4 protein-coding genes and 1 tRNA gene are annotated in these 15,412 nt (G+C 35.3%); 4 read left to right on the top strand and 1 reads right to left on the bottom strand.

All coding sequences use genetic code 11. The annotated features are described in order from the left end of the window. Positions 1 to 14: 14 nt before the first annotated feature. On the top strand, positions 15 to 8,717 hold the full coding sequence (locus tag ACZ451_RS18045) for a T9SS type B sorting domain-containing protein (RefSeq protein ID WP_464214806.1): 8,703 nt from the start codon (positions 15 to 17) through the stop codon (positions 8,715 to 8,717). A gap of 88 nt (positions 8,718 to 8,805) precedes the next feature. Continuing rightward, positions 8,806 to 8,880 (top strand) — tRNA-Pro (locus ACZ451_RS18040). Positions 8,881 to 8,940: 60 nt separating this feature from the next. On the opposite strand, the gene ACZ451_RS18035 is transcribed toward ACZ451_RS18040, so the two are convergent. After that, positions 8,941 to 9,525 (bottom strand): FMN-dependent NADH-azoreductase, encoded by a 585-nt coding sequence (locus ACZ451_RS18035; protein WP_464214805.1) that lies wholly within the window; start codon positions 9,523 to 9,525, stop codon positions 8,941 to 8,943. A gap of 1,066 nt (positions 9,526 to 10,591) precedes the next feature. Between ACZ451_RS18035 and ACZ451_RS18030 the strand changes: the two genes are divergently transcribed. Continuing rightward, positions 10,592 to 13,768 carry a SusC/RagA family TonB-linked outer membrane protein gene (locus ACZ451_RS18030; protein WP_464214804.1) on the top strand — a complete coding sequence of 1,059 codons (3,177 nt, stop codon included), beginning with the start codon at positions 10,592 to 10,594 and terminating at the stop codon, positions 13,766 to 13,768. Between the two features lie 9 nt (positions 13,769 to 13,777). Beyond that, positions 13,778 to 15,112 (top strand): RagB/SusD family nutrient uptake outer membrane protein, encoded by a 1,335-nt coding sequence (locus ACZ451_RS18025; protein WP_464214803.1) that lies wholly within the window; start codon positions 13,778 to 13,780, stop codon positions 15,110 to 15,112. Positions 15,113 to 15,412 lie beyond the last annotated feature (300 nt).

Below are 15,412 nucleotides of genomic sequence, written 5' to 3'. Positions count from 1 at the left end.
AACAACCTACTACTATGTCCTCCAAAAAATCAAGATCTTCTTGGTATGCAATTATTTTAGTATTGTTTGCATTCATTGTTACCTCAGTGCTAGGTAATGATAAAGTCAGTGAGATATTTCATGGAATTACATATGTAATCGATTATTCAACAGATAATTTATTCACTTCCGATACTAACCTCGCATACGACAATTCAAATTCAACAGGTGCTTCAAAAATTGAGGCAAAACCACTTTTCTTTACCACTGTAGTTGCAAATGCAGACGAGACTATTAATTGTTCTGTTGACGGTGCAACATTAGCACGTTATAATTTATGTGGAAATTCAGATAATCGAATCATCACCTTAGACCAGGTTTATGGTTCATACCAATGGGAACGTTTAACTGTGGGCTCATGCCCTAGTTTTGATGTAGATGAAGACTGTCCTACATATACTTGCGGTACAGCTTGGGTGCCAGTGGGTAACAATCCTACACTAACAATAGATGCCGCTTCAATAGCTGCTGGTGTAGGAGCAGAATATAGAGTTAGTGTAAATGGAGGTTCTCCATTTTATATAAAAGTGAAAAAGAGTACGATAACGCAAAGTTTTGTAAAAAGAGATTTTATTTGTGGTGTAGATGGTAGAATACAAATTACCAATTTATCAAGTGCATATGAGTATGATATCGATGATGGGACAGGTTTTACTGGTACATGGCAAGGTCCTATATTTGATAATTTACCAGCAGGCACTTATATTGTAAAAGCAAGGTTAAGAAATACGCCTAATACGTGTGAGTATCCTTTTACACCTATAGAAATAAGATCAAGAGACATTGATATAGATGTTACTTTTACAGATGCCAATTGTTTTGGCGAAAATGGTAGTATTGATGTTGCAGTAAATGGTGTTCCAGGACCATACAAATACACTTTATTAGATGCTAGTGGTATTCCTCAAGAATTTACCACTTTTATTGCAGATGATACTTATAGCTTTATGGCTGTAGGTGCAGGTACTTACAGTGTACAAGTTGAAACTGCACAGTGTAGAGGCAATATTTCGGCAGGTATACCGGGTCCAAGACAAAATCTAGATGTAAATGGTGATCCAATTATTATTGGTGATGGTTTAGTGGCATTAGCAGCATCAACCCAAGCAAATAGTAGTTTTGGTTGTGCTAATATAACCAATGTACCCGTATCAATATTTACATCTGGTGGCTCACCGCCATATACTTTTACAGTAAATGGGAGTGCAACTTCTAGTCCATCATATACCGGTTCTACAACATTTACCACAACAGCACCAGGTACTTATAATTTTTTAATTACGGATGCCAATGGATGTACCATAACCGCATCGGCAGATGTAGAAGAGTTAGGGCCGCCAGAGGTAACAGCTACGGGTATTGATGGTACATGTAGAAATGGAGGAGCAAAGATTAATTTTAATGTAATTAATGCAAGAGGTTACAATTTGTCCTACAGAATTTCTCCTGCAGACCCATGGATTGTAGCACCACAAATTCCTGTTGTTGATGGTACATACAATACCTTAGAAGTAAGATACCAACAAGGTAATTTTGAATGTACGTTGATTTTACCCCCAGTTACAGTAACGAGTGATGCAATTATTAGTTCTACTGCATCGCCAATTATAACTTCTACGGATGCATCTTGTAATACTTCAGGAGGAGTAGATGGTGGTAGTATTACTTTTAATGGTACTTTTTCTGGTGGATCTGGAAGCGGATATGAATTTAGTATAGACGGAATCAACTTCTTTAGTACACCAACATTTACAAATTTAGCTCCAGGAACTTATACTCCTATCGTAAGAGATAATGGAGGATGTCGTATAGAATTAACGCAAGTAGTTATTGCTGATGTAGATCCTCCAACAAATATTGATTTTGTGCAAAGTAATATTAATTGTACACTAGGTACTACAGATGTTACTCTTGCCGCTACAAGTAATGCAGCTATAGTACGCTATGAAATAATAAGCCCAACACCAGGTTTAGATGTTGATGGTGATAATACAAATACTACTATTACAGGTATCAATGTAAATACATCTTATGTATTCCAAATTACAGATATTAATAATTGTATTTATACAGAAAGCTTTACGCCAGCAAATATTAGTTCAATACGTGTTAGAGAAAAGTCAGGAGGCGATAAAAGAGTATGTGTAGGAGAAACAGATGGTAATGGAACTTATATTGTTGATGGTTTTGCTACAAATTATACCTATCAAATAAATTCAGAACCAGTAAGTGCACCTCAAAATACAACAGAAGTAGATTTAACTTCTAGAGGAGCAGGAACATATGTGATAACAGTAACAGATGTAGATACAGGTTGTACAGATACTGCTAGTATTGAAATCCAAGAATCTGCCATAGCAGTAAATCCTGCAGTAACGCCTATGAGTTGTGCTAATAATAATATTGGTAGAGTAGTAGCAAACACATCTGGAGGATGGGGAAGTAATGGATATATCCTTACCCTACCTAACGGAACAACTATACCAGCAAACCCATCAAGTATAGTACCAGCGCCAACACAATCTTCACCTGTTTTTGGTAATCTTGTAGCTCAAGGTACGTATACGATTACCGTTGTAGATTCTGAAGGATGTACTGATACACAAACTTTTGATTTAATTCCATTAGATGCACCAGTAATAAATGTTGTAGCATCAGATATATGTTTTACACCAGGTTCTGGTGGATCTGTTACTTTAGGTGCAACAGGAGGTGACATTAGTACTTCTGGAGCATATGAGTATAGCATAAATGGGAGTGCATTTCAAGCCAATCCTACTTTTAATAATTTAGTACCAGGTACTTATAGATTTGAGGTTAGAGATGATAATAATTGTATAGACGAAGTAACAGTTACAATTCCACCACAATTAACCATCTCATTGGGTGTTAACAATGAGATACCATGTGGCGGGGATGGAGAAATGCAAATTACGATTACAGGTGGTGATATTTCTACCATAGCCAATACAACTTACACTATTTTTAGAGATGGTATTGCTGTACCAGGTTTTACCGGAATACCCTTACCTTCAAATTCATTTGCCTATACAGTTCCTTTAGGAGATCATGGTATTTACACTGTTGAGGTTACCGATAATAACTCATGTACAAATATATCTGGACCTATAACTTTTGAAGAGCCGTTAACTATAGCCGCAACGGCAAATGTTATTGCTCCAAATTGTACAGATCCAAATAGTGGTATTGTAGAAATTATACCGACAGTATCTTCTGGAGCACCCCCTTTTACTATAGATTTTGGGAATACTGGAACATTTACGAGTCAAACAACCTATTCTGGTTTAGCAGCAGGAGATTATGATTATGTAGTCAGAGATGCTAGAAACTGTATTACTGGCGTACTAACCGTAACAGTACCTCCAAACACCACTCCAAGTCCAGATACTAGTATAACACCTGTAAACGCTATATGTTCATCTGGAGCAATAGTTAGTGGAGGTGTTACTATTGATGCAATTACTGGTGGTGAAGCGCCATACAGAATAGTTATTGAAGATTTAGCAGGAAACGAAATATATAGTCAAGATAATGTGAATTTATCTGATTTGCCTTTAACGATAAACGATCCAAATTTAGTGCAAGGGCAGTATAGAGTGATTACAATAGATTCTAGAGGTTGTGTAGATCAAGATACCTTAGTTATTGGTTCAGATGAGGTTGTCATAACACCAGTGCCAATAATTTCACTTGCTTGTAATTCTGTTGGTTATACTTTTTGTGTTACCATAGATAATGGTATAGGACCCTTTAGAATTAGAAAAGTAGAAGATCCAGTTGTTCCTTTTACCGATTTAGGAGGTGTAGTACCAAATCCAAATAGAAATCACTGTTTTAGTAATATTCAATTAGGGGAAACATTTACAGCAGAAGTATTTGATATTGGTACGGGCTGTACTTATAGACAATTAATAACCGTACCGCAAGGAACTTCACCACTAGATGTCAACTTAGCAGCTGTAGATGGAGCATGTGATCCTACGGGTTTAATTAGGTACGATTTAAATTATACCATAACTGGTTTTACTGGCCCAAATGTAGATATTACTGTAACTGATTTAGATACAGGGGTAGTAGTAGTACCAACATTTAATACACCAATCACAACAGGAACTATACCAGGTTTAAGACCAGGTAATTATGGAATTATTGTTGTAGATTCTGATGGTTGTGAAGATGGAGATGCCATTGTAATTACAAGCAACGCGCCAAGAGTTGATATTGTTAGCAATTTAAATGCAAATTGTAATGCTCCCGGTCTTTTAACGGTTAGCGGTAGTGGTGGTACACCTTTTACAACAGGAAGCCCATATTTATATGCTTATGTACCATCTGGAACAACGCCAACTGCGGCAGATTTTACAACTGAAACTACAGTATCTTTACCAGGATCTTTAGCACCCGGAATAAGTTATGATATATGGGTAAGAGATTCACGTAATTGCGAATACAGAACATCAGCGGCTGTAATACAGTTAGATGCACCTTTACCAGTTCCATCAATTAATGTAGATGATCAATGTAATGCTAGTGTTCCAGTAGGTGGATTTACAGTAATTGTAGAAATGCCTGGTAATATAGATACACCAACATTTACCTTAAATGGCGAAACACAAACCCCAGCCTATATAGCTGGTACGCCAACTATTGCTACTTTTAGAATAGGAGCTATAGGTTCTTATCCTTTAAACGTCATTGATGCTAATGGTTGTGATGTAGATACTACGGTAGAGATATTTCAGCTGTTATCAGCCTCAGGAGATTTTACAACCAATCCTACCTGTACAGATGCAGATGGAGTTATAGAAGTTACTGCAAATGGTGGTAGTGGAGATTTTACATTTACGCTAACAGGTACAGATTTAAACGCTAATCCAGTTTCTATTTTGCAGGTAAATAACGGACTATTTACAGGAATAGCAGCAGGTACGTATGAGGTTTTAGTTACCGATAATATCGTTAGAGGTGGTGGAGCATTCTGTAGCTATACAGTTCAAAATATTATTAGCGCTCCTCCAGTTCCACCAGTAATTACTGGAGCAGGTGAGTCTAACATAACTTGTACTGGTGATGGTAATGGTAGTATCAGTGTAGAATTATTAGCAGGTAGTGATGTAGATGGTATTATAGAGTATAGATTATTTAATTCTTCATCACCAACAACAGCAGTAGCTATAAACCTTTCTGGTTCATTTTCTGGTTTAGCTGCAGATACGTATAGAGTAGAAGTAGAAACAGAAAAAGGATGTATTGATGACTTTACGGTGACGATCACAGAACCAGTTCCTTTTGAAATTTCAGCAACCAATACACCATTTTCGTGTGAGATAGGAGCAAATCGTTTTAGTTCGTCTACTATTACTGTAAATATAGATCAAGTAGGTACAGTTGGTACTGGATATCAATATAGTATAACAGGTTTTGAAAATTATCAAGCTACCAATACTTTTGAAATTGTAGATGATGGAACTGTACAAAATATAACAGTATTTGCCATAGATGGAAATGGCTGTAGAGATCAATTTACATTACCAGCCATAAACCCTCCATCTGAGGTTAGACCAACACTAGCGGTAACGAGTGTATTAAATTGTGAAGATGATGAGGTGGTTCGTATTACTGTACCAAGTACAGACACAATGGACTTTACAGTTTTGACTACTGCTCCTAGTGGTACTACAATTGCAGATGTAACTAATAATAGTGCTTTAAGTGAAGATTTTGTTGATGTTTCATTACCAGAAGCAGGAGATTATTTATTTGTAGTTCGTGATAATACAACAGGTTGTTTGTATCCTTTACCAAAGCATGAAGCAATAATGCCAATACAACCAATAGTTACTATTAGAGAAGCTGCTCCAATACAATGTTTTGGAGGTACTGATGGAGAAATGTTTATTAATGTTTTAAACTATACAGGTGTTTACACTTACACGGTGTATAGTAGTGATGATCTTACACAAACAACACCATTAGCAACAGGAACATTAGATACTACTAATTTCCCAGATGCCAATGGGGATGATGCTAGAATCACTGGATTAACAGGTGGAAATTTTTATGTAAGTATTAGGGCAACAGATTTACCAAGGTGTACAGCATTTAGTAATGTAGGTAATATCCGTACACCAAACGGACCTTTAACAGTTACACTAGAAGAAATAGGAAATGTAAGTTGTGCAGATAATACAGGTAAAATAGTAGCCTTAGGAGAAGGAGGTTGGGATTCCTCTCCATATAATTACCGTTTATTAGTAGAAGATGCAACGGGAGCTATAGCTATAGCAGGGACTAATTATACCGAAATAACTCCGTTTGGAATTACAAATGAGTTCGAAAATTTAAGTAGCGGTACTTATCGTGTAGAAGTAAGAGATATTGAAGGTTGCGAAAGTTTTTCTAATATCGTATTAAACCCAATACCTCCAATAGTAGTAGGTATTCGTGAGCCACAAGGTTTGGTATGTCCAGATGGTAATGATGCTATTTTAGAAGCATTTGATACTACTACAGGAGATGCAATTACTGCAATTGCAGGTGCTAGTGGTGGCGTTCCCGGAGCTGGATATAAATACCAATTGTTGTATTTAGATAATGATACGGCAAATACAGATATTAACTCAAGAATAGTTTCTAGAAGTGGTTTACAAGATTCTCCAAGATTTGATGCTATGGGAGGAGGTTTTATTAGTGCTGGATGGTATGCTATAGAAGTATCATCTAATTTTAACTGTGTTGGTATAAGTACAGCTTATTTTGTAGCCCCACCGAATCCAATAGATCCTAAGTTAGTACAAGTAGAAGCGCCAGGTTGTGGTGGAGCTGGTAGAATGCGTTTAAGCATAGAAAACCCCGAAATGGGCTTTAACTATGAATACCGACCTATAAATGCCAACCCATCAGATCCATTTATTTTAATGGTAGATGCTTCAGGGAATCCATCTACATCTGTTTTGATAACAGGAACACAAGGTTTTTACCAATTTGATGTTCGTAAAGTTGGAGGAGCAGGCGCATGTACAAGTTTACCTTCTGAAGGAATTACATTAGTAGATGCACAAGCGATAGATTTAATTGTTAATTTACCAGACGATATTTCTTGTTCTAACGAGCAAGATGGTAGAATAGAATCTTTCTCATTTGGTGGAGTTGGTAATGAAATGTATACCTTATATTCTGGTAATCCTACACCAATGGGATCTTCTTATACCGGTTTTAACCCAGACCCATCTGCAACAATAGTAAGAGGACCAAGCCCAGAAGGTACATTTGAAGGACTTCCCGAAGGAACAGCATATTATATTGGAGTAACTAGTGGTGCCACTTGTTATGAAGTAGAAGGACCGTTGGTAGTTGTTAGACCAGATCCAATAGTATTTGAAATTAGAAAAACAGATATTACTTGTAATGGAGAGGTAGATGGTACCATTACTGTTGAGATTCTTAGTGGTGGAGAAGGTTTGGTGCAGTTTGCCATTAATCCAAATTTCGATCAATTTTTTAGTAATCCAGATACGCCAGGGATTTATACCTTCACAGATTTAGAAGCTGGTGCTGAATATGAAATTTTAATCCAAGATGAAAAAGGTTGTGGAGAACGAGTGCCGGGACCTACTATAATCGAACCAGAAGAATTAATTATAACAGATGTAGATACAGAACCAGAGCAATGTTTAAATGCATATGATGGGGTAGCTACGATACAAATTTCAGGAGGTAGCCCCTTTGTAGATTCTACTACAGGAGCAAGATACTATGAGACCATGATTATAGGACCAGGCTTTGAAGCGCCAGATCCAAATGATCCTTCAGAAGGTTTTATTCGTAATGATAATTTAACCTATACAAACCTTAGAGGAGGAGAAACATATAGAATTTATATAAGAGATGTAAATGGTTGTGAAACCGATAGGATTTTCCCAATTATGCTTGGTGTAGATTTAGAATCAGAACCAATTGTACAATATGGTTGTGAAGGTATTTTTCCAAACAATAGTGTTACGATAGAAATGTCTGATAGTGAATTACTACCCGATCTATTATTTAGTTTAGATGTAGATGATATTAATGCAGCTTCTACAACTAAAGAGTATGGAGACTTATCTAAAGGAACACATAATGTATACATTTATCACAGTAACGGTTGTATGGATATGGTTACTTTTGAGATAGAAGAGTACAGCCCATTATCTTTAACAGTAACAAAAACTGATGCTAATGAAGTCACTGCAGTTGCAGAAGGAGGTTATGGTGGTTACGAATATTTCTTTCAAGAAGAATCCTATGGCAGCGTAAATACATTTAATATAGCTGTTGATGCAACTATAAATGTTAGAGTTGTAGATGCTAGAGGTTGTATTGCTCTGGCGCAAATTCCTTTTGATTTTGATGGGATAGTAGATATGCCTAATTTCTTTACTCCAAACGGAGATGTTGAAAACGAAACATGGTACCCAAGAAATAGAGACTTATTCCCTAATATAGAAGTCATTATATACGATAGATATGGGCGAGTGATTGCGCGCTTAGACCAAGTAAAAAAATGGGATGGAACATACGAAGGATATGAATTGCCATCTGGTGATTATTGGTATGTTGTAAATGCAAATGATGAAGATAAGCAACAATATGTTGGCCATTTTACACTCTATAGATAATAAATAAAACTATTCCTTTTTTAATAAAAGTAAAGTACTATATTTGCAGTCCGAAAAAACAAGATGCTATAATGTATAGCACTATTTTCGGGGTGTAGCGTAGCCCGGTTATCGCGCCGCGTTTGGGACGCGGAGGTCGCAGGTTCGAATCCTGCCACCCCGACAGATAAAAGCCAGAAATCTGATCAGATTTCTGGCTTTTTATTTTTTATGAGATATAATATTATAGTACCGCAATGGCTTCTTTTGCTTTAGAAACACTTTCGTCTAGTTGCACATTAGCAAGGTCTGCATTAATAAAAGTTACATCAGTAATTCCTAAAAAGCCTAAAAATACTTTTAAATATGGGGTTACTAAATCAACCTCACTACCTGCTGGTGTTCCGCCAGTAGACAGAACAACATATGCTTTTTTGTTTTCTAAGAGGCCTACAGGTCCTGTTGGTAAATAATTAAATGTAATACCAGCTCTTGCAATAAGGTCAATATAGTTTTTAAGTCCTGCTGACACACTAAAATTATACATAGGAGCAGCTATAATGTAGCCATCTGCCTCAGCAAACTCTGTTGCTAAAGTATTGCTCGCCTCAATAGCTTCTTTTTGTGCTTCGGTTTGATTTTCAGGAGGTGTAAAATAACCGTTATAACGGTTTTCATCTCCTAAAGTAATGAGCTCGTCATAATATACGTCACGATGCCCAGAAATAGTATGTCCATTTCCTTCTAAATGTTTTTGAAGCTCATCGGCAAGCTGGCGGCTTACACTTCCTTCTTTTCTTGGACTACTGTCAATTCTTAGTATTTTCATTTGTATGTTGTTTTTTAAAATGTAATAAATAAGTGTAATAACTCGTTAAATAGAGTCGTTTAAGTTGTAGCTTACTAACGCAGAAAATTAACTTTTTAAGCCTTAATCTTTTGGTACTTCAATGAAGGATCTATATAATTGATTTCTAATGATATACGATTTGTAAACTTTAAATTTAATTGAATAGCTACTTTTTAAAAGAAGCAAAATAAAATTCTTGCCAATCGAGCTTTTTTAGTTAATTATGTTATGATCCATGATTTTAAAAATTTTAAACAGGCTACAAACAGACTAGTTTTACTTTGATTCAACTCATTTTCTAAGTTTTTAACTAGTATGAAAGAGCAAAGTACTTATTATAAATTAGTATCATATTATGATAATTTTTAATATTATTTGGAATGTCCTCAATGTATTAATGTTGCTTTGATTTATTGCTAAAATAGTTATGGAACTAGTTAAATAAAGAAGTGTTTTGAAAAGAATCATTTTAAAACCTACTATAACTAAAATGTCAAATTTAAATTTTTAGCGACTACCGAAATTCGATATGGCTAATACCCTCTCTTCACCCTAGGTATTGAGTCACTCATACCAGATTTAATTCATGTTTTTAATACTGTCAGTTAAATATTATCAAGGACAATCTTTAGAATTAATTGTATGCCTAATCAGATAAAAAAATATGATAACCATAAAATTTTAACATTTTAATGATAAAAATATTTTTTTTTAACATATACATAACATATATTTGGTTTACCAATTTGGTAAACCAAATTAGATTACCAGTTTGGTAAACCAATAAAATCAAACTTAAAACACACTATATGATTATAAAATAGCTAAAAGAAGGCTAACGGGTATACACCTTATCCTATTTAAAAACTACTTCTTTTTTAGAGAAGTGAAACTTGACAATTACACATCCAAAATAAATTTGAAAATTCATGAGAGATGATATCCTCATTCACATTTATTGAAGAACTGTGATTTACTAAACTTAGATAAATAACATTCCAAAAATCTTGGAATGGGATGAAAAACTTTAGAAATTAACTAACAAATGAATTTAAAAACAAGACTATTACTGATTGTGGTATTGCTGGTCAATGCTCAATTATTTGCACAAGATTTAACAGTTACTGGGAATGTAACTGATGATAGCGGAATACCTATTGCTGGTGCAAATGTATTGGTTGTCAATACAACCAATGGAACTCAAACAGATTTTGATGGTAATTATACAATTACTGTCGCAACTGGTGAAACATTACGGTTTTCCTATGTAGGTTTTACTACGCAAAATATTACTGTAGGAAGTCAAACGGTTATTAATGTAACCATGCAAGAAGACTTAGCTAAATTAGATGAGGTTGTAGTTGTAGGTTATGGTAATCGAAAAAGATCACAACTTACAGGTGCTGTTGCTAAAATTGGGGGCGAAGAAGTTGCTGCTATACAATCTAACCGTGTAGATGATGCCTTAGCGGGTAAACTATCAGGGGTATTGATTCAAAATCAAAGCGGTGAACCTGGAGCTGATCCAAGAATTCAAATTAGAGCTGCTTCCTCTATTTCCGGCAATTCAAATCCATTGATCGTTGTTGATGGCTATCCTATTTCAGGAAGTTTGGCAACTGTTAATCCTAACGACATCCAAAGTTTAGAGGTTTTAAAAGATGCTGCATCGGCAGCTATTTATGGTTCTAGAGGAGCAAATGGTGTTATTTTGGTAACTACCAAAAAAGGAAGACAGGGTAAAGTTAGCTTTAGTTATGATACATATGCAAGTATTTCAAATAAGTACCAAAGAGATAATCTGCTTTTAAATGCAGGAGAATGGGCTAATACAATAGAGAGTAACATCGCTAATGGAAGTTTTGATGTTTCTGAAGTAGACCCAGCATTAGTTACATATAGAATAAATGCTTTTAGAAATTCTCCTGGAGCTATTAGCCCAGAAGAATGGCTTTTTCAAACAGGTAATACTATTAATCACGATTTTAGTTTTAGTGGTGGTACAGAAAATGTAAATTACTTTGCCTCGATAGGTTATTTAAATACGGAAGGTATTGCAATTACTCAAGAATTTGAAAGAGTTAATGCACGTTTAAATATTGATGCAAAACTAAACGATAGATTCAAAACAGGCATAAGTTTTAATGGGTTTTCATCTGATAGAGCTATACTGGCACATGATCAGAGAGATCTTTTAAGAGCATATGGTGTTCATCCTGTTTTTCATACAGAAGAATCTATCGCTTTTGTACAGCAATTAAATGCTGAGGCTATTGCTTTAGGTTTAGCTCCATTTGATGATGGTTTTAGAGGTGGTAATGCCCCATTCAACAATAGTATTTTTACCCTACAACCTGGAGATACCGCTCAAGATTGGCATTATGGAAGATCTGGTAATGGTATTGGTGGTTCGGGAGATGCAGGACCTGCAACGAAGCTTAATAATCAAGAACGAACACAAAGGCAATATTTTGCTAATATAAATTCGTATTTACAAATGGGGATTATAGAAGGCTTAAACATTAAAACGGTCTTAGGGGGTGATATTTTAGATAATCAAGATTATTATTACAGAGGGCTTGAGGCAGATTCTAGGGCACGAACTAATCAAACAGATTTAGATCAGACCGATACAAAAATATCTACAGTTTTAAGTGAAACTACATTAAATTATGCTAAAGTATTTGGAAAGCACGATATAGCAGCAGTAGCTGGACTTGAATATCAAAGTACTTTCATTAATGCAACGGCATTAAGAGGTACAAATGTTCCATTTGGTGATATTATCAATTACAATTTGTTAGACCCTGCAGACATTGCTGTAACTGAAAGAGATGAAACTAGAACTAGAAGAAGTATTTTTGGTAGAGTTCAATATGCATATGACGATCGTTATTTACTCACAGCATCATTAAGAAGAGATGGCGATTCGCGTTTTGGAGCTAATAATAGATATGAAATTTTTCCAGCACTTTCAGTGGGTTGGAATATACACAAAGAATCCTTTTTTGGAGATGGCGAAAAGGTGAGTCAGTTAAAATTAAGGTTTAGTACGGGTTCTTTAGGAACTACATCCTTTTTAGGTTCTTATGATGCGTTAAGTCTTTTAAGGCCTCAAGCTACTATATTTGGAACTGGCTTTTTAATTCCTAGTAATGTAGCCAATCCAGATTTAACATGGCAAACAAATACAGAAACAAACTACGGACTTGATTTAGGCCTTCTCGAGAACCGCATTAGTATGAGTGTTGATTACTACACATCAGATATCGAAGATATTTTAATTAATCAGAGTGTGTCTGAAGTAACAGGAACTAGTTCGGTTGTACTTAATTCTGGAGATGTAAGAAGCTCTGGTTTGGAGTTTGAGTTATCTGCTGCAATCATACAACAATCTGATTTTTCCTGGAGTCTTGGTGCTAACCTCTCTACTGTTAACTCAGAAATTACAGATTTAGGAGGTTTAGATGAATTGCCTAGAGTAATTTACGGGCAAAGTGGTAGAGGTCCAGTTTTTAGAAATTATGTAGGAGGTGCAATAGGTGAAATGTGGGGCTTAGAAAGTGAAGGTTTAGTAGAATCTGTTCATATAGCCGATCCAACAAGAACTTTAGGAGCAGATAGTGGAGAAGTATATGTAAAAGATCAAAATGGAGATGGCGTAATTGATGCTACAAGAACTGTAGAAGAAGGTGGAGATTTAGTTAAAATAGGACAGAATACACCAGATTTTTATTGGGGACTTAATAGTAATATCCGATATAAAGATTTTGATTTTTCAATGCAATGGCAAGGATCACATGGAGCGGAAGTCTTTAATATAGACCCTCTTTATTGGCAATCTCAGTTTGGTGGAAGATTACGCGATAGTTTTGATGCTAATGATGATAATATTGCAGATGCTACTGGACGGCATTATACCAGAGCAAGAGACCAAACTTCTTCTGCTATACAAGATGCCTCTTTTATTGCATTAAGAAACTTAACCATAGGATATACATTAGACCGGGATTTTACAAGTAAATTAGGTATTAATTCTACAAGAGTATATGTTGCAGCTACTAATTTGCTGTACTTATGGTCTAAGGACTATACCTCTTTTAATCCAGAAGGTATAGAAACTACGAATAGTGGTTATTTAGGACCAACTACATATGGTGTCCAAGTGGGTGCAAGCCCTGTTGTTAGGAGCTTTACGCTCGGTTTAAATATTAATTTTTAAATATAGAAAATGAAAAAGTTATATAAATTAATTTTACTGTCTTTGGTATTGGTTATATCATGTGATAACGATTTGGATCAGGTGCCACCAAATATTGCTAGCTCAGATTCCTTAACAGATTTTACTGGAGTTTTAAATGCAGCATATTTTTATCAGTTGGGTTCTGTTACGCCAATGGCGGTAATGGGCGATTTTAGAGCCGATAATGCACTTATGGAAGAAGAACCATTTCCTGCTTTTGATAGATTCAATAGTGATTTAACGGATATGGAAGATCAATTTTTTGGACCTTTTTATACTGCTTTGTACAGGTCTATACTAAGTACTAATAATGTTATTGAAAATTCTGAAGATGAAATACTAGTTGGAGAAGCTAAATTTTTAAGAGCCTTATCGTATTTTAAACTAGTACTAATGTTTGGAGATGTACCTGTAAATTTAAGTAGTGCACCAAGTACAACAGATACTTCTATTTTAGCAAGAATGCCTGCTGAAGATATTTACAATACTATAATTATTCCAGATTTACAAGATGCAGTTGCTACTTTAGGAACAGAAATAAGATCAGATGGGAGAGCAACTAGATATGCAGCCCAAGGTTTATTAGGGAAAGTATATGTTACCAGAGGAGATTTTGCAAATGCTGAACCAGAATTAGCAGCCGTTGTAAATGGAGCAGGAGCAGCTGGTTTTAGTTTACAAGGTAATTTCGCTGATGTTTTTGGTGTAACAAACGATTTGAATTCCGAAATTATTTTTGCTACCCAAGTCTCAAGTTCTGTAGAAGATGAATATGGTTTTTCAGAGTTTTGGTCATGGTCTGGTGGTTTAGATACAAAATCACTTTTGCCATTAGATGCATCTTTAATAGCTGCTTTTGATGAGGTTGTAAATGATACACTTGTTGGAGGAGATTTAAGAAGAGCAGTCACCATAGATGAAGCACTTATGGCTTCTCCAAAGTTTCCACAAGTAGGAGGACCTGATCATGATTGGATAGAACTGAGATTAGCAGATGTTATTCTATTATATGCAGAAACATTGAATGAAAATGGTTCTCCAGCGTCAACTGTACTTCCTTTATTAGATGATATAAGGACTAGAGCAGGTTTAGTTGTTTTAGATCCAATGACAATTAATACGCAAGATTTAGTTAGGCAGGCCATTGCTGATGAAAGAAGATTAGAATTAGCTTTTGAAGGCCAAAGATGGTTTGATTTGGTTAGAACGGGTACCGCCCAAACAACACTTGGTTTTATGGATGGAAATTATTTAGTAGCTCCAATTCCAATTTCTGAAGTGCTAGCAAGTGATGGAGTGATTACTCAAAATCCAGGATACTAAAATATATTGGTATTCTCCAGCGGTTTATAGTTCATAACATAAATGCTGTACTACGGCATAAAAACTTTTAAAGTATGTTTTTGAGATATTGATTAAGTTATAAATAAGTTTTGAGTTAGTAGAGTTTAGTTTGCAGACTGCTAATCAGTGGTAGATTGGCAGTCTTTGCGAATTATAAATATGGATTTGAATATAGCTCAAAGATCTTTTAGTAGGATAATTTGCTTGTATAATGGTTAATCTTAACTATGGTAATTTTCTTAATTTATAGTATATAAATTAATTTCTATTCTAAAAGAA

The organism is Allocellulophaga tsushimaensis, from assembly GCF_055383085.1.
Note: the sequence above shows the minus strand (reverse complement) of the source record. Positions and strands in the feature narration are given on the sequence as shown.